The sequence below is a fragment of the Kineosporia succinea genome (assembly GCF_030811555.1).
Classification (GTDB): domain Bacteria; phylum Actinomycetota; class Actinomycetes; order Actinomycetales; family Kineosporiaceae; genus Kineosporia; species Kineosporia succinea.
The window spans coordinates 2,792,762-2,809,164 of the sequence record NZ_JAUSQZ010000001.1 but is presented as its reverse complement, the minus strand read 5'-3'; the positions used below and the strand labels follow the sequence as shown (position 1 = coordinate 2,809,164).

The following is a 16,403-nucleotide window of genomic DNA, read 5'->3' as shown; positions in this document are numbered from 1 at the left end:
GTCATGGCAGATCTCGTCGGTGCGATCGACCAGGGCACCACGTCCACGCGTTTCATGCTGTTCGACCACGAGGGCAACGAGCGCGGCAAGCACCAGCTCGAGCACGAGCAGATCATGCCCCAGGCCGGCTGGGTGGAGCACAGCCCCATCGAGATCTGGGAGCGCACGCGGTCGGTCATGACCAACACGCTCAACGGTCTCGGCCTGCAGCCGTCCGACCTGGCCGCGCTGGGCATCACCAACCAGCGTGAGACCACGGTGGTCTGGAACAAGAAGACCGGCCGCCCGTACTACAACGCGATCGTCTGGCAGGACACCCGCACCGACCGCATCGCCTCCGCCCTCGACCGTGAGGGCAAGGGCGACGTGATCCGGCAGAAGGCGGGCATCCCGCCGGCCACCTACTTCTCGGCCGGCAAGATCCAGTGGATCCTCGAGAACGTCCCCGGCGCGCGTGAAGACGCGGAGAAGGGCGACGCGATCTTCGGCAACACCGACAGCTGGCTGGTCTGGAACCTGACCGGCGGCATCAACGGCGGCAAGCACGTCACCGACGTGACCAACGCCAGCCGCACCATGCTGATGAACCTCGAGACCCTGGACTGGGACGACGAACTGCTCGGGTTCTTCAACATCCCGCGCCAGATGCTCCCCCAGATCCGCCCGTCGTCCGAGCCGTCCTGGTACGGCGAGGTGGTGGACCCGGCCGGGTTCCACGGCATCCCGATCTCCGGCATCCTCGGCGACCAGCAGGCCGCCATGGTGGGCCAGGTCTGCTTCGCCCCGGGCGAGGCCAAGAACACCTACGGCACCGGCAACTTCCTGCTGCTGAACACCGGCAACGAGCTCGTCCGCTCGAAGAACGGCCTGCTCACCACGGTCTGCTACCAGTTCGGCGACAGTGCGCCGGTCTACGCGCTCGAAGGGTCGATCGCCGTCACCGGCTCGGCCGTGCAGTGGCTGCGCGACCAGCTGGGCATCATCTCCGGCGCCTCCGAGATCGAGACCCTGGCGCGCAGCGTCAAGGACTCCGGCGGCATGTACTTCGTGCCCGCCTTCTCCGGTCTCTTCGCGCCGTACTGGCGCAGCGACGCCCGAGGGGCGATCGTCGGCATGTCGCGGTACAACACGAATGCACACCTGGCCCGCGCCACGCTGGAGTCGATCTGCTACCAGAGCAAGGACGTCTCCGACGCGATGGAGGCGGACTCCGGGGTCAAGCTCGAGGTCCTGAAGGTGGACGGCGGCGTGACCGCCAACGAGCTGTGCATGCAGCTGCAGGCGGACATCCTGGACGTGCCGGTCAGCCGGCCCGTCGTGGCCGAGACCACGGCCCTGGGTGCTGCTTACGCGGCCGGCCTGGCCGTCGGGTTCTGGCAGAACACCGACGAGCTGCGGCAGAACTGGAACGAGTCGAAGCGCTGGACCCCGGACTGGTCCGAGGAAGAGCGCACCAGCGGTTACGCGGGCTGGAAGAAGGCCGTGGACCGGACGACAGGATGGGTTGAAGTCGAATGACCAGCACGCAGGAACCGTTCAGCCCGGCGGGGCGTGAAGCCGCCCTGGCCCGGCTGGCGGCCGAGGAACTCGACGTCCTGGTGATCGGGGGTGGCGTGGTCGGGGCCGGTACGGCTCTCGACGCCGTCACCCGGGGTCTGAGCACCGGCCTGGTCGAGATGCGGGACTACGCGGCGGGCACCTCCAGCCGGTCGACCAAGCTGTTCCACGGTGGCCTGCGCTACCTCGAGCAGCTCAACTTCGCCCTCGTCTTCGAGGCGCTGAAGGAACGGTCGCTGAACCTGGAGACCCTCGCCCCGCACCTCGTGCACCCGGTCGAGTTCATCTACCCGCTGACCAAGCCGTTCGACCACGCCTACGTGTCCCTGGGCATGGGCGTGTACGACGTCATGGGATCGGGCCGGGGCGTGCCGCACCACATGCGGTACATGCGCCGGGCCAAGGCGAAGGAGTCGTTCCCCTCCGGCAAGACCTCGGAGATCACCGGTGCCATCTCGTTCTACGAGGGCCAGGTGGACGACGCCCGTCACACCATGATGATCGCCCGCACGGCGGCTCATTACGGTGCGGCGATCGCCAACAGCACCCGGGTCGAACGGTTCCTGCGTGAGGACGACCGGGTCGTCGGGGTCGTCGCCCGGGACCTGGAATCGGGCAAGGAGTTCGAGATCCGTGCGCAGCACGTGATCAACGCCGCCGGCGTCTGGACCGACGAGATCCAGCAGATGGTCGGCGGACGGGGTTCGTTCCGGGTGCGCGCCTCCAAGGGCGTGCACATCGTGATCCCGCGCAACCGGATCAACAGCGCGACCGGGATCATCCACCGCACCGAGAAGAGCCTGCTCTTCATCATCCCGCGGGGCAGTCACTGGGTGATCGGCACGACGGACACGGACTGGGCGCTCGACCGGGCCCACCCGGCCGCCAGCCAGACGGACATCGACTACCTGCTCGACCACGCCAACGCCCTGCTGGCCGACCCGCTGACCCGCGAGGACGTCGTCGGCGTCTACGCCGGCCTGCGGCCTCTGCTGGCCGGTGAGGACGAGTCCACCAGCACGCTCTCCCGGGAGCACGCGGTGGCCAGCCCGGTGCGCGGCCTGACCGTGATCGCGGGCGGGAAGTACACCACCTACCGGGTCATGGCCAAGGACGCCGTGGACAACGCGGTGCACGGGCTGGAGCGCACCATCGCTCCCTCCTGCACCGAGCGGATCCCGCTGATCGGCGCCGACGGCTACTTCGCGGCCTGGAACAACCGCAAGGCGATCGCCCAGCGGGCCGGGCTGCGGGTGCACGTGCTCGAGCACCTGCTCAACCGGTACGGCAGCCTCTACACCCAGCTGCTCGCCCTGATCGAGGAGCGACCGGAGCTGGGTGAGCCGCTGCCCGGCGGTGACGAGTACCTGAAGGCGGAGATCGTGTACGCGGCCTCGCACGAGGGCGCTCAGCACCTGGACGACATCCTCGCCCGCCGCACCCGCCTCTCGATCGAGGTGCGGGACCGCGGGGTCGAGGCCGCCACGGTGGTCGCCGAACTGGTGGCCCCGGTGCTCGGCTGGAACGCCGAGCAGGTCGCGCGCGAGATCGAGCACTACGTCAAGCGCGTGGAGGCGGAGATCGAGTCGCAGAAGATGCCCGACGACCAGACCGCCGACGCGGCGCGCCTGGGTGCCCCCGACGTGCGGGTGGGTATCCCCTCGGCCTGATCCCAGAGCCGAGTCATCGTCTTCGCGGCCGTCCCGGAACACCCCCGGGGCGGCCGCGAACACCATTTCGCCGAAGAAGAGAGGCAGGGGCGGCGTAACGTGCGTCCCAGGGGGCCGGAAGCCACATCCCCTCCCCCGTACGGGTGACGCGAGAATCCCCGTGCCACCGCGTCCCGAGTTCTACGCTCGAAAGATGTTCTCCCTGAGGAAGTCCGCGGCCGGCATCGTGGCCGCCGCCGCTCTGGCCCCGCTGGGGCTCATCGGGCCCGCGAACCCTGCGGCGGCCCAGACCTCACAGACGGTCCCCACCTGCGACGTGCGTCCGCGAGGCACCACGTTCGTCACCAAGGCGAAGACCATCGACTTCGACGTGCCCTCGGCGCGCTACTTCACCTTCGACCTGCCCGAGGTGGGCGTCTACGTCTACGACACCTCGGTGGACGGCGACGGCAGCAGCATCACGGTCGACCCGAGGTTCCTGAAGAACGCCGACGCCCGCTGGCACACCGGCACCGTCGAGCGCACCCGCAACGACGGCACGAACGACACGTGCATCGGCACCTGGCGCCTGAAGCGCGGAACCCGGGTCGAGATCACCAGGGTCAGCAAGATCAAGTACGGCCGCAAGGTCACCGGCACGCTCGAGCGGGTCAACTGGGGCAAGAACCCGAGCAGCCGCTGGACGACGTACTCCGACCAGGACGTCAACATCGAGTTCGTGAACGCCCGGGGCAAGTGGCAGCTCGCCGGGCAGGCGCCGGTCAGGAACGGGAAGTTCACGTTCACCAAGCAGATCGGTGAACGCAAGTGGCGCGCCTACTTCCAGGGCACCACCATCTCCTCCGCCGACTACTCCTCCGAGGTCACGGGCTGAATTCCACGTCCGGGTGGTCCTCCTGACCCTCCGGGCCGGGCCGGTGCCCCCAGGGCCGGCTCGCCCGGGCGGGCCGGCCCGCCTTCCCGAGCGGGAGACACGGTGAACCGCGCGGCGTCACCCAGCCGTCTTTCCGGGTATGAAGCCCTTTGTGCGACGGACGCTGGCGGGCCTGGCCGCCGCCGTGGTCCCCCTGGCGATCCTGCTGTCGGCGCCCTCCGCGAGCGCGGCGTCGTGCGCGGTCACCCCCGGCAGCGCCACGCTCTACGAGCGCTCGAAGAACGTCACGTTCGACGTGCCCTCGGCGAAGTACTGGACGGTCGCGATCACGGACATCAACCTGTCCGTGTACCGGGTCGAGGGCAAGGCCGACGCGGTGGCGACCTTCACCCCGTCCCGCTTCGTGAACCGGGACGCCGGGCTCTACACGGTGAAGGTGCAGCGCCAGAACGGTTCCACGATCGACAGCTGCTCGAGCTCCTTCCGGCTGAAACGCGGCACCAACCTGTCGCTCTCGGTGAAGGCGGCATCCGGCACCCGCAAGGTCTCCGGCACCCTGAAGCGGGTCAACTTCGGCACCGGCCCGGCCCGGTGGCAGAAGCTGTCCGGCCAGACGGTGAAGGTGCAGTACCGCAACGGCAAGGGCGTCTGGGTGACCGCGAAGACGGTGAAAACCACCAAGACGGGCACGTTCTCGGCCTCGGTGAAGCTGAGCAAGCATGCCTGGCGGGCCGTGTACGCGGGCACCGGCACGACCGGGGCGCGCACATCGGCGAGCATCACCCGCTGATCTCGCGGGCCAGGGCGGCTGCAACACCGCCCTGGCCACGGGTCAGGGGCAGTTCTCGCCGGTCTTGACCGCCTCGAGCCGCACCAGCTCGGTCTTCAGCACGTGCTGCCCGGCCTTCGGCGACTGGTGGCAGACCCTCCACTCGGAGTCGAGCAGCTGGAAGCGGTTCTGACTGGTGGCGTCGACCTGGTCGAGCAGGTAGCTGCCGCGCGACTGCAGCACGTCCTGGGCGTCCTGCAGGTTGCGGCCCACCAGGTCGGGCATGGTGAAACGGGCCTGCGTGACACCCTTCTTGATGTCACCGGCGATCTCCTTCACCTTGTCGGCCGCCTCCCGGGCCTCCTCGCGGCGCTGCTCCTCCTCGGTGCGCGGGTCGTCGGCCCGCTCACGGGCGCGCTTGTCGGCGACCTCGCCGGCGCTCGGCGCGGTGGCCGAGGCCGGTTCGGCGGGCGGGTTGCCGGTCGAGTCGATCGAGCCCACCTGCGCCCCGCCCCCTCCTCCACAGGCGGCCAGGAGCAGGCCGAGGGCAGCGGTGGCGAGCGTGATCGGAATCGGCCTCATGTCGTCCCCTCTCCAGCTTCCGGCAACTCCGGCGAACCGGACACGTCCAGCCTCCACGGTAACCCGGGCAGCGGCTCAAGCTTTTGGAGCAGTGCGCCGAAGACGTCGAGCACCGGCGGCCGGAAGAAGGAGCACACGATGAACCCGTTGCCCCACCTCACGCGCAAGTCCCGGCACGATCCGGCGAGCGACCTGGACCGGGCCGCGCACGAATTCGCCGACCACCTGGAAACAGAGCGGCTGCAGGCCGAGATCGTGCGCCGCCTGGAGCAACACTGCACGACCGGGCAGGACGGCTTCGAGGCCGTGCACGTCGTGGACACCACCAGTGGACTCCCGGACGAGGCCGAGGTGCAACTCGCGATCCTCCATCCGAGCCACCGGCACGACCCGTCCGACGTGCACGGGTCGGTGGCCGAACCGGTCGTCACCTCGGCCGCCGCCGAACAGGCGCTGTCGCTGGCCACGACGCGGGGGCGGCACGACCGGCGGCACCGCAACGCGGTGGTCGTGCTGGCCGCCGACGCCCACCACTACCCGGCGCTGGAGAACAGCGTGCGGGAGTACCTGGCCTGGTCGCACGTGGCCACCATGGCCCACGCCCTCGGCCTGCCCGAAGAGGCGGCGGCCCAGGCGACCGTGCTGAAGGACGCGTCCGACGCGAGCATCGACGCCCAGCTGCTGGAGACCTACTTCTGGCTGCTGGTGCCGACTCAGGCGAGCGAGGACGAGCCGCTGACGCTGCGGGTGCTGACCGCCGAGGGGGCGGAGCCGAGCCTGGCCGGGCGGGCGGCCCGCTCGCTGCGCGACGAGGGTGAGCTGGTCACGGCCCGCGACGACCACGCCATCCGCGGCGACCTGGACGGCCCGCTCACCACCCGCTGGCGCGCCGGGCACATCAGCCTGGGCGAGCTGTGGGAGCTCTACACCTCACTGCCCTACCTGCCCCGCCTGCGCGACCGGGAGGTGCTGGAGGCCGGTCTGGTCTCCGCCATCGCCGACGAACTGGACTGGCAGTACCAGGGTTTCGCGCTCGCGGACGGCTACGACCAGCGCAAGTCGTCGTACCTCGGCCTGCGGCTGCCCGGTGACGACCCCGCGCCGGAGACGATGCGCTCCTCGACCCTGGTGGTGCGTCCGGACCGGGCGGTCGAGCAGCGGCACAACGACACCGCCCAGGACGCGCTCGAGCGACTGGACTCGATGGAGCACCTCGACCACCGCGACCCGGTGCTGCCCCGTCCCCGTCTGGTCCCGGGTGAGGAGATCACCCCGGAGGCCATCGTGCGAGGCACTCCTGGACTGGACGACGAGGGGCGCCCCACCGCCGATCGGCGCGCCGAGTCGTTCTAGGGCCTGTCCTCGAACTGCCTCACCCATGAAGGACGCGTCGGAGCACCCGGGTGCCCCGACGCGTCCTTCGTGGTGGTTTTCTTCCCGACGCAGAAAGGCTTGGCGCCAGGGCGTTCTCACGGCCAGAGTGAGGGCATGAGGATTCTGGTGCTCGGTGGGACGGAGTTCGTGGGGCGGGCGCTGGTGCTCGACGCGCTGGGCCGCGGACACGAGGTGACCACGCTGAACCGGGGCGGCAACGCCGATGCCGACGGCGCCGTCACCGCGCTGCGGGGCGACCGGCGGGAGCCCGGCGGGCTCGACGCGCTGCGCGGCGGCGCGTGGGACGTCGTGGTCGACACCTGGAGCCGCGAGCCGTACGTGGTGCACGATAGCGTGCGGGCACTGAAAGGCCAGGTGGGGCGCTATCTCTTCGTCTCGACGCGGTCGGTGTACCAGTACCCCACCCCGGCCGGGGCCGACGAGGGCGCGCCCCTGACCGAGGGCGATCCGGAGGCCGGGCGTGACGGCTCCGAGGTGCCCTACCCCGAGGCCAAACGCGGTGCCGAGATCGCGATCGAGCAGACGTTCGGCGACGAGCACGTGCACGCGCGGGCCGGGCTGATCCTCGGGCCCTGGGAGAACATCGGCCGGCTGCCCTGGTGGCTGGGGCGTCTGGCGCGTGGAGGGGACGTGCTGGCACCCGGGCCGCAAGACCTGCCGCTGCAGTACATCGACGCGCGCGATCTGGCCGCGTGGACGATCGGGGCCGCCGAGCAAGGCCTTTCGGGTCCGTACGACCTGATCAGCCCGCCCGGGCACACCACCATGGGCGAGTTCCTGCGGATCGGGGCCGAGGTCACCGGTTCGCGGGCGACGCTGCGCTGGGCCGCCCCCGATCAGCTCGAGGACGTCGCCGCGTGGATGGAGCTGCCGGTCTGGATCCCGCCGGGTCCCGACCACGCCGGGATGCACCTCAGCGACCCGTCGAAGGCCCTGGCCACCGGGCTCGTCAACCGGCCGGTGCGGGAGACGGTCGCCGACACCTGGGCCTGGTTGCAGTCGATCGGTGGCGAAGCGCCGCAGCGCTCCGACCGGCCGCGGCTGGGGCTCGATCCGGCCAAGGAGGCCCAGATCCTGGCCCGGCTCTGAGCGAGCTCACAAGCCCTCGCAACTCGCTCGAAATGTGCAGGTCACGCTTTCCCCCTAACCTCGGGTGACCGGTGAGACGGACCTCCGACCAGGACGTCCGCCGACCACCGCCGCGTCGTCCGTCACGGCGGAACGATCTGTGCGAGGTGGCGACGAGACGTGACCGGTCCCGGTGAACTGACCAGTTTGGGCGTCGAGGAAGAGTTCCACGTCGTCGACCTGCTCTCCCGGGAACTGGTCGCCCAGGCCCCGAAGCTGCTGGAGCACCTCCCCACCGAGACCTACTCCGACGAGCTGCAGCGCAGCGTCGTCGAGAGCAACACCCCGGTCTGCGACACCCTCGACGACCTGCGCCGAGCGCTCGTCGAGACCCGTCGCACGCTGGTGGAGGTGGCCCGGCCGATGGGCCTGGGGATCGTCGCCGCGGGCACGGTGCCGCTGGTCGACCCGCTGCAGCTGTCGGTGACGCCGAGCAAGCGCTACAAGCACATGCTCGACGAGTACCAGTCGCTGGTGCGCGAGCAGCTGATCTGCGGGGCCCAGGTCCACGTGCAGGTCACCGACCGCGACCGGGCCGTGCAGATCGCACAGCGGGTCACCCCCCGGCTGCCCGCGCTGCTCGCGCTGTCGGCCAGCTCCCCGTTCTGGCACGGTGAGGACTCGGGCTACGCCAGCAACCGCTCGCTGCTGTGGTCACGCTGGCCCACCGCCGGCCTGAGCGGCGAGATCACCAGCGCCGCCGAGCACGACCAGCTGATCGCCGACCTGGTCGAGTCGGGCACGATCAGCGACGCCGGGATGATCTACTTCGACGTCCGGCCCTCCTCGCACCTGCCCACGCTCGAGCTGCGCATCACCGACGCCTGCCCCGACCTCGACACCGTGGTGCTGCTGGCCGGGTTGTTCCGGGCGATGGTGCGGCAGGAGAGCGCCGCGATCGACGCCGGTGTACCGGCCCGCCGCTGGCCCTCCCCGCTGCTGCGCGCAGCGCTGTGGCGGGCGGCCCGTTCCGGGCTGGAGGGCGACCTGCTCGACCTCCCCCACTCCTCGCGGCCCCTCCCCGCGCCCGAGGTCCTGCACCACCTGCTCGACGACCTGCGTCCCCAGCTGGAGGAGGCGGGCGACTGGACCCAGGTGAGCGAGCTGGCCGAACGCGCTCTGGTGCGCGGCAGCTCCGCAGCCGAGCAGCGCGCCGTCTACGACCGCCGCGAGCGCTTCGCCGACGTGGTCGACATGCTGGTCAGCCGCACCGACCCGGACCAGTCCGCGCCGACCGTTCCGGGTGAGCCCGGGCATCCGGCCGCTCTTCCGCTCTACACCCGCGACGGCGACGAGGCGCTCGGGGCCCAGGGCCCGACCGAGGCCTACCGCGGCATCTTCTCGGTGCTCGAAGACCTCGGCCCGGCCGGGCTGCGGCAGCGCGAGCGCCGGCGCGACGAGGAGCAGCGTTCGCACGGCGTGACCTTCGGGGTGCCGGGCCGGGCCAGCGCCCGGCTGTTCCCGGTCGACCTGGTGCCCCGGGTGATCCCGGCCGCCGAGTGGTCGACGCTGGGGCTCGGCCTGCGGCAGCGGGCGGCCGCGCTCGACGCGTTCCTGCACGACGTCTACGGCGAGCGCGCCATCGTGAAGGAGGGCGTGGTGCCGGCCTGGGTGGTCGAGTCCGCCCCCGGGCTGCGCGGCACCGGGGCGCTGGTGCACCGGCAGAAGGTGCGCGCCCACATCAGCGGGATGGACCTGGTGAAAGACTCCGCGACCGGTGAGTGGCGGATCCTCGAAGACAACCTGCGGGTGCCCTCCGGCCTGGGCTACTCGGTGCAGAACCGGCGCCTGAACAACGCCGTGATGGGCGACCTGCCCCGGCCGGGTGACCTGCTCGACCCCGACCAGGTGCCGGCCCTGCTCAAGCAGACGCTGGAGGCGGCGGCCCTGCCCTCGGCCCCCGACACGCCGCAGGTCGTGCTGCTGAGCGAGGGCCCGGAGGGTTCGGCCTGGTTCGAGCACAACCTGCTGGCCGGCGAGATGGACGTGCCGGTGGCCGTGATCGGCGACCTCCTGGTCGAGAACGACACCGTGTACCTGCTGCGTGAGGGCGGGCGCACCCGCGTCGACGTGCTCTACCTGCGGGTGGACGAGGAGGCCCTGCTGCACACGGCCGGGGCCGACGGACGCCCGATCGGCCCGTCGTTGCTCTCGGCGGTCGGCGCGGCCCGGGTGGTGCTGGCCAACGCGCCGGGCAACGGGGTCGGCGACGACAAGGCCGTTTACACGTTCGTGCCCCGGATGATCGAGTACTACCTGGGCGAGAAGCCGCTGCTGGACAGCGTTCAGACGTATCTGTGCGGGGTGCCGGAGATGGCCGCCGAGGTGCTCGGGCGGCTCGAGGAGCTGGTGCTGAAGCCGGTGGACGGGTACGGCGGCGAGGGGGTGCTGATCGGCCCGCTGGCGAGCGAGCAGGAGATCGAGGCGCACCGCAAGCAGCTGCTCACGGCTCCGCACCGGTGGATCGCCCAGGAGATGGTGTCGCTGTCCACGATGCCGTGCTTCACCGGCCAGGAGTTCGCCCCGCACCACATCGACCTGCGCGCGTTCGTGCTCAACCCGGGCACGCCCGAACTCGTCGTCGCGCCCACCGCCCTCACCCGCGTGGCGCCCGCCGGCAGCATGGTGGTGAACAGCTCCCGCGGCGGAGGCTCGAAGGACACCTGGCTGCTTCGCTGACCTTTCGGGTTGCGCGCACCCCCGGGCCGCGTGTCAACTCGGAACCACGTTCGGCGATGCGCTCTGGAGGTTCATGCATGTGCGGCTTGGGTGGCGAGTTCCGGCTGGACGGGGGCGTACCTGACCTCGAGGCCGTGGGGCGGATGTCGCCCTGCCTCGAACGCCGGGGGCCGGACTCGAAAGGCACCTGGTCGCACGGCCCGGTCGCGTTCCTGCACCACCGGCTGAAGATCATCGACCTCTCCGAGGCCGGGTCGCAGCCGATGGTCGACGAGGAGCTGCGCCTGGCGCTGGTGTTCAACGGCTGCGTCTACAACCACCACGAGCTGCGGCGTGAGCTGGAGGGCCACGGCTACCGGTTCCGCTCCACCTCCGACACCGAGGTGATCCTGGCGGCCTACCACCGCTGGGGCGTCCGGTGCGTCGACCGCTTCCTGGGCATGTTCGCGTTCGTGATCCACGAGCTCGACACCGGCCGTCTGGTGATGGCCCGCGACCGGCTGGGCATCAAACCGCTCTACCTGAGTCAGACCCCGCAGCGCATCCGGTTCGCCTCCACCCTGCCCGCCCTGCTCGCGGCCGGCGACGTGGACACGAGCATCGACACGGTGGCCCTGCACCACTACCTCTCGTGGCACTCGGTGGTACCCGCCCCGCGAACCATCCTGTCCGGCGTCCGCAAGCTGCCTCCCGCCACCGTGCGGGTTGTCGAGCCGGACGGCTCCTTCACCGACTCGCTGTACTGGAATCCCCCGGCTCAGCGCGATCTTTCGCTGAGTGCCGACGAGTGGCGCCATCGGGTGCTCGACACCCTGGACACCGCTGTCCGCCGCCGCATGGTCTCCGACGTCCCGGTGGGCGTCCTGCTCTCCGGCGGGCTCGACTCCAGCCTGATCGTGGCGCTGCTGGCCCGGGCCGGGCAGAAAGACCTGGCCACGTTCAGCATCGGCTTCAACCCGGTGGCCGGTGAGAGCGGCGACGAGTTCGAGTACTCCGACCTGATGGCGCGGGAGTTCGGCACCGATCACCACCGGATCATGATCCCGAACGACCGGCTGGCGCGGGGCGTCGACGGGGCGATCGGCGCGATGAGCGAGCCGATGGTGAGCCACGACTGTGTCGCGTTCTACCTTCTCTCCGAAGAGGTCTCGAAGAGCATCACGGTGGTGCAGTCGGGCCAGGGCGCGGACGAGGTGTTCGCCGGGTACGACTGGTACCCGCCGCTGGCGGGCGTCCCCCGTGCGCGAGCCGTCGAGGCCTACGCCGACGTGTTCTTCGACCGGCCGGGCGATCTGGTGGCCGGGCTGCTCAATCCGCAGTACCACGTGTCCGGCGACCCGAGCCTCGCCTACGTGCGTGAGCACTTCGCCGCGCCGGGTGCGGAGACCACGCTCGACGCCGCGCTGCGCATCGACAGCCGGGTGATGCTGGTGGACGACCCGGTCAAGCGGGTGGACAACATGACGATGGCGTTCGGGCTGGAGGCGCGGGTGCCCTTCCTCGACCACGAGCTGGTCGAGCTGGCCGCCCTCTGCCCGCCGGAGCTCAAGCTCGCCCACCACGGCAAGGGCGTGCTGAAGGAGGCCGCGCGCGGCGTGGTGCCGGATGCCGTGATCGACCGGACGAAGGGGTACTTCCCGGTCCCCGGGGTGCGCCACCTGGACGGTCAGATTCTCGACCGGGTCAGCGACGCGCTCCTGTCGCAGACAGCGAAAGACCGCGCCCTGTATCGTCCCGAGGTCGTGAACACTCTGCTGGCCGATCCCAACGTCGCCCGCACCACGATCGGCGCGAACGTGGTGTGGCAGCTCGGCCTGCTCGAGCTCTGGCTCCAGCGGGTCGGGCTGTGACGCAGTTCGAGGAACAGTCCTCCGAGGCCGTTCCGGAAGACGTCTACGGCAGCTGGTCGCCCTCGCCGTCGCCCGACGGGCAGCGGATGGCGTTCATCTCCGACCGCGGCGGAGCCCCCGCGATCTGGGTCAAACCGGTTGGCGCCCAGCCGGTCCGGCCCGGGATCGCGCTCGAGAGGGTGCTGTCGATCAGCTGGTCGCCGTGCGGTACCTGGCTGGCCTGCCTGGTGGCCGGCGCGGGCAGCTCCCGTGACGAGATCTGGGTGGTGCGGCCCGACGGCTCGGGTCTGCGTCAGCTCGCGGGCGGCCCGGGATCCACGGCGTGGCTGGGTTCGGGGGCGCACCACGGGTGGACGCACGACGGACGTCTGATGGTCACGGAGACGGTCGGGGCGGTCGCCTCGGCGGTGCTGATCTCGCCGTCCTCCGGGGAGCGCGCGGTGATCACGTCGGGTGCGCTGGTGACATTGCTGGACGTGGCGGGCGGGCGCGTCCTGCTGCGCCGGGGGCCGCGCAGCTACCGCACCCTGTCGGTCTGCGCGCTGGACGGTTCGGACGAGCTCACGGTCAACACCTCGGTCTCCGGAGAGCGCGGCGGTTTCGCCGATCTGGGTGGTCTGTCACCGGACGGGCAGTTCGTCTACGCACGCAGCGAGGCCGATCGTGACCTGGCGGCGCTGGTGCGGGTCCGCCTGAGCTCGGGCTCCTCGGAGCTTCTGGCCCAGAGGGCGGACGCCGAGCTCCAGAACGTGACGCTCTCGCCCGACGGCGCCACGGCCGTGCTGCTGTGGAACGAGTTCGGCGGCACCAACGCGGTCAGCCTCCTCGACCTGGAGTCCGGCAAGGAAGACCGGATCGAGCCGCTGCCCCGCGACGTGGTCGACGACTGCCGGCTCTACGCCGACGGCACGACGCTCGTGCTCACGGCCGAGGACTGGTCGGACCCGCGCGGCGCCTGGACCATCGACCTGGCCACCGGCAGCACGCTGCCCCTGACCAGCCGGGCCGACGGTGAGCTGCGCGGCTCCCGCGGTTCCAGCTACGCCACGGTGGACACGGCCGACCTGACCCGGCCGGTGCTGCGGCGTTTCGCGGCGTTCGACGGGATCGGGCTGAGCGGCTGGCTCTATCGCCCCGACTCCCCCGCCCCCTGGCCGACGATGATCCACCTGCACGGCGGGCCGGAGTCGCAGGAACGCCCGGTCTACAACTCGCTGTTCCAGTCGCTGGTCGCCGAGGGCGTCGCGGTGTTCGCGCCGAACGTGCGGGGGTCGTCCGGGTTCGGGCGCACCTTCGAGACGGCGGACGACGTGGCCCGGCGGCTGGGCTCGATCCGTGACGTCGCGGCCTCGGTGGAACACCTGGTCTCGAGCGGGGTCTCGCAGGCGGACCGGGTGGGGCTGATGGGCCGCTCCTACGGCGGTTACCTGACGCTGGCCGGCCTGACCTGGTACCCGGACCTGTTCCGGGTGGGCGTCGACGTCTGCGGGATGGCCGACCTGGAGACCTTCTACCGGCACACCGAACCGTGGATCGGGGCGGCGGCGGTGTCGAAGTACGGCTCCCCGGACACCGACGCCGCCGTGCTGCGCGACTTCTCGCCGATCCACCGCATCGACCGGCTCACCGCACCCCTGCTCGTGGTGCACGGCAGCGACGACACGAACGTGCCGCTCGAAGAGGCCGAGCAGGTGGTCACGGCACTGGCGGAACGCGGTGCGCCGCACCGGTTCCTGCAGTTCCCGGGCGAGGGGCACGAGCTCCTGGACACCCAGAACCGGGTGACCTTCGTGCGTACGACGGTGGACTGGGCCTGCGAGCACCTCGGGGTGGAGCGGTCGCTCCAGGGCAGGGCCTAGGTGTCAGGGAGATTCTCCTTGGCCCAGAGCGCGGCCGATGTGCGGTCCTGCACGCCGATCCGCCGGAACACGTTGCCCAGGTGGACCTTCACCGTGCGCTCGCTGATGCCGAGCGCACGGCCGATCTGCTTGTTGGCCATGCCCTTCGCGACCAGGCGCAGCACGTCCCGCTCGCGCGGCGACAGCGGGGGCGGCGGGCCGACCGTGCCCTCGGTGAGCAGGGTGCGGGCCACCCGGGGGTCGAGCGGCGAGCCCCGGCGGGCCGCCGCGATCACGCCGGCCACCACGTCCTGCGGGTCGGAATCCTTGAGCAGGTAACCGATCGCACCGGCCGCGAGCGCGTCGCGCACCCGGTCACGGTCGGAGAACGAGGTCAGCACCAGAACCTGGGTCTGGGGACGCAGGGACAGCAGTTCGCGGGTCGCGGTCACCCCGTCGGTGCCCGGCATGGAAAGGTCCATGAGCACCACGTCGGGATCGGAGTTCAGGGCGAGTTCGACGACCTGGGAACCGTCCGACGCCTCACCCACCACCTGGATCTGCGGGTGGGCGTCGAGCAGGGCGCTCAGCCCGGCGCGCACCAGGGCGTGGTCGTCGACCAGCAGGACCCGGTACGGGGGGACGTCGGTCATCGGGAAATCTCCAGTCGCCATCGGGTTCCGGCACCGGGAGCGGTGCGCACGAGCAGCTCGGCCCCGGCGGCGGAGGCCTGGTCGGCGACGAGCCGGAAACCGAAGTGCCCCTCCTCCGGCCGCCCGGCCACCGAGCCGAGATCGAAGCCGACCCCGTCGTCCACCATCTCCAGCACCGTGCGTCCTTCGTCGTCGGGACCCGTCAACGTGACCTGCACGTTCTCGGCGTCCGCGTGTTTCATGCTGTTGCGCAGGCATTCCTGGGCCACCCGGAAGATCAGCTCCTCCTTCTCCGGCGGCAGCCCGGTGTCGTCGGGCACGGCGACCTCGACGCTCACCCCCTGGGCCCGCAGCGGGGCGGCGAGATCGGTCAGCGCCGAGCGTAGACCGGCGTTACGCAGGCTCGGCGGGTAGATGTCGACGAGCAGCGAGCGGAGCCCGCCGATGCTCGAGCGCACCGAACCCGCGGCCAGGTCGAGCTGTTGCGCGGTGGTGCGATCGTCGGCGGCGCGGGCCCGGTCGGCGGCCCCGGCCACCAGGAACGCGCTGCCGACCAGTTCCTGCACCGCGCCGTCGTGCAGGGTGGCCGCGATCCGGCGGCGCTCGTCGTCGGAGGCCTGCACGGCGCGCGCCAGGTAGGCCTCGCGATCGCGCTGCGAACGTCGCACCCGGGCCACGAGGGCCCAGGTCAGCGGGGCCTGGGCGACCAGCATGAGCAGCAGGCTGGTGAGCGTGATCCCGCCGAAACCCCGGGTGAGGTCGCCGGTCCGGGCCGTCACCGCGTCGTAGGCGGAGTAGGTCTCGAACAGCAGCGTCTGCCCGTCCGGGGCCCAGACCGGGCGGTAGACCTCGAGCAGCTTGCGGTCGTTCTCGCGCTCGAACTGGTTCTCGGGCGAGCTGAGGTCGCTGATCTCGGCCTTGGTGACCGGGTTCTCGAGGGCCTCGAGCTCTTCGTCGTCGAGCGCGAAACGCATTCCGATGAGCTGGGGTTCGTCGGCGTAGACGATCGTGCCGTCGGGCTTCCAGAGCTTGACCCGCACGATCGTGGCCGACAGCAGACGTTCGCGGACGGTGGTGTCGAGCCTCCCGAGCGCCGTCGTCCGGGTGGTCGCGTCGGTGGAGAACAGGTCGTCGGTGAGCGCCGGCTGCATCACCGACTCACCCAGCACGTCGGTGATCGCCAGGGCGTCGTTCACCGCTTCCCGCTCGGCCGCCCGGCGGGCCGTGATCGCGCTGGCCGCCGCCACCCCGACGAACACCAGCAGCGCCAGCACGACGACACCCCCGACCAGCCGCCCCCAGTGCAGCGGCTGATCGAAGGTGCGCGCCGTGCCGGCGCCGGTGACGCTGACCCAGGCCGGTTCGGCACCCTCGGGCTCGGGATCGGTCGGTTCGGTCATGCCCACAT

12 protein-coding genes are annotated in these 16,403 nt (G+C 71.0%); 9 read left to right on the top strand and 3 right to left on the bottom strand.

Features of this window, described 5'->3' with window-relative positions; translation table 11 throughout:
* Nucleotides 1–3: 3 nt before the first annotated feature.
* The 4 genes from glpK to J2S57_RS12240 all read left to right on the top strand — a co-directional run bounded on the left by glpK (nucleotide 4) and on the right by J2S57_RS12240 (nucleotide 4,891).
* Nucleotides 4–1,518, top strand: a complete 1,515-nt coding sequence (glpK, locus tag J2S57_RS12255; RefSeq protein ID WP_307241773.1) for a glycerol kinase GlpK — start codon at nucleotides 4–6, stop codon at nucleotides 1,516–1,518.
* Nucleotides 1,515–3,227 carry a glycerol-3-phosphate dehydrogenase/oxidase gene (locus tag J2S57_RS12250; protein WP_307241771.1) on the top strand — a complete coding sequence of 571 codons (1,713 nt, stop codon included), beginning with the start codon at nucleotides 1,515–1,517 and terminating at the stop codon, nucleotides 3,225–3,227. The genes glpK and J2S57_RS12250 overlap by 4 nt, the downstream gene beginning before the upstream one ends.
* 193 nt (nucleotides 3,228–3,420) lie before the next feature.
* A complete protein-coding gene (locus J2S57_RS12245; protein WP_307241768.1) occupies nucleotides 3,421–4,101 on the top strand; it encodes a hypothetical protein in 681 nt (226 codons plus the stop codon).
* A 151-nt stretch (nucleotides 4,102–4,252) separates the two neighbouring features.
* Entirely contained in the window at nucleotides 4,253–4,891 is a 639-nt protein-coding gene (locus J2S57_RS12240) for a hypothetical protein (RefSeq protein ID WP_307241765.1), read from the top strand.
* A gap of 42 nt (nucleotides 4,892–4,933) precedes the next feature.
* Here J2S57_RS12240 and J2S57_RS12235 read toward each other — a convergent pair whose 3' ends face one another.
* The gene (locus J2S57_RS12235; protein ID WP_307241763.1) at nucleotides 4,934–5,452 is read right to left on the bottom strand and encodes a PASTA domain-containing protein; all 519 of its coding nucleotides are present in this window, start codon (nucleotides 5,450–5,452) and stop codon (nucleotides 4,934–4,936) included.
* Nucleotides 5,453–5,590: 138 nt separating this feature from the next.
* Between J2S57_RS12235 and J2S57_RS12230 the strand changes: the two genes are divergently transcribed.
* The 5 genes from J2S57_RS12230 to J2S57_RS12210 all read left to right on the top strand — a co-directional run bounded on the left by J2S57_RS12230 (nucleotide 5,591) and on the right by J2S57_RS12210 (nucleotide 14,363).
* Nucleotides 5,591–6,805 carry a hypothetical protein gene (locus J2S57_RS12230; protein WP_307241760.1) on the top strand — a complete coding sequence of 405 codons (1,215 nt, stop codon included), beginning with the start codon at nucleotides 5,591–5,593 and terminating at the stop codon, nucleotides 6,803–6,805.
* A 135-nt stretch (nucleotides 6,806–6,940) separates the two neighbouring features.
* Nucleotides 6,941–7,936 carry an NAD-dependent epimerase/dehydratase family protein gene (locus J2S57_RS12225; protein WP_307241758.1) on the top strand — a complete coding sequence of 332 codons (996 nt, stop codon included), beginning with the start codon at nucleotides 6,941–6,943 and terminating at the stop codon, nucleotides 7,934–7,936.
* A 159-nt stretch (nucleotides 7,937–8,095) separates the two neighbouring features.
* Nucleotides 8,096–10,654, top strand: coding sequence for a carboxylate--amine ligase/circularly permuted type 2 ATP-grasp protein (locus J2S57_RS12220; protein ID WP_307241755.1), 2,559 nt, complete (start codon nucleotides 8,096–8,098; stop codon nucleotides 10,652–10,654).
* Nucleotides 10,655–10,731: 77 nt separating this feature from the next.
* Nucleotides 10,732–12,504, top strand: a complete 1,773-nt coding sequence (locus J2S57_RS12215; RefSeq protein ID WP_307241753.1) for an N-acetylglutaminylglutamine amidotransferase — start codon at nucleotides 10,732–10,734, stop codon at nucleotides 12,502–12,504.
* Nucleotides 12,501–14,363 (top strand): prolyl oligopeptidase family serine peptidase, encoded by a 1,863-nt coding sequence (locus tag J2S57_RS12210; protein ID WP_307241751.1) that lies wholly within the window; start codon nucleotides 12,501–12,503, stop codon nucleotides 14,361–14,363. Before J2S57_RS12215 ends, J2S57_RS12210 begins: the two co-directional genes overlap by 4 nt.
* Here the strand turns inward: J2S57_RS12210 and J2S57_RS12205 are convergent.
* Entirely contained in the window at nucleotides 14,360–14,995 is a 636-nt protein-coding gene (locus J2S57_RS12205; RefSeq protein WP_307241748.1) for a response regulator, read from the bottom strand. The genes J2S57_RS12210 and J2S57_RS12205 overlap by 4 nt on opposite strands.
* On the bottom strand, nucleotides 14,992–16,395 hold the full coding sequence (locus J2S57_RS12200; protein ID WP_307241746.1) for a sensor histidine kinase: 1,404 nt from the start codon (nucleotides 16,393–16,395) through the stop codon (nucleotides 14,992–14,994). Before J2S57_RS12200 ends, J2S57_RS12205 begins: the two co-directional genes overlap by 4 nt.
* Nucleotides 16,396–16,403 lie beyond the last annotated feature (8 nt).

Bases quoted from the DNA above. Each gene is read 5' to 3' on its own strand.
- glpK (WP_307241773.1), top strand. From the start codon at position 4: ATGGCAGATCTCGTCGGTGCGATCGACCAGGGCACCACGTCCACGCGT.
- J2S57_RS12250 (WP_307241771.1), top strand. From the start codon at position 1,515: ATGACCAGCACGCAGGAACCGTTCAGCCCGGCGGGGCGTGAAGCCGCC.
- J2S57_RS12245 (WP_307241768.1), top strand. From the start codon at position 3,421: ATGTTCTCCCTGAGGAAGTCCGCGGCCGGCATCGTGGCCGCCGCCGCT.
- J2S57_RS12235 (WP_307241763.1), bottom strand. From the start codon at position 5,452: ATGAGGCCGATTCCGATCACGCTCGCCACCGCTGCCCTCGGCCTGCTC.
- J2S57_RS12230 (WP_307241760.1), top strand. From the start codon at position 5,591: ATGAACCCGTTGCCCCACCTCACGCGCAAGTCCCGGCACGATCCGGCG.
- J2S57_RS12225 (WP_307241758.1), top strand. From the start codon at position 6,941: ATGAGGATTCTGGTGCTCGGTGGGACGGAGTTCGTGGGGCGGGCGCTG.
- J2S57_RS12215 (WP_307241753.1), top strand. From the start codon at position 10,732: ATGTGCGGCTTGGGTGGCGAGTTCCGGCTGGACGGGGGCGTACCTGAC.
- J2S57_RS12205 (WP_307241748.1), bottom strand. From the start codon at position 14,995: ATGACCGACGTCCCCCCGTACCGGGTCCTGCTGGTCGACGACCACGCC.
- J2S57_RS12200 (WP_307241746.1), bottom strand. From the start codon at position 16,395: ATGACCGAACCGACCGATCCCGAGCCCGAGGGTGCCGAACCGGCCTGG.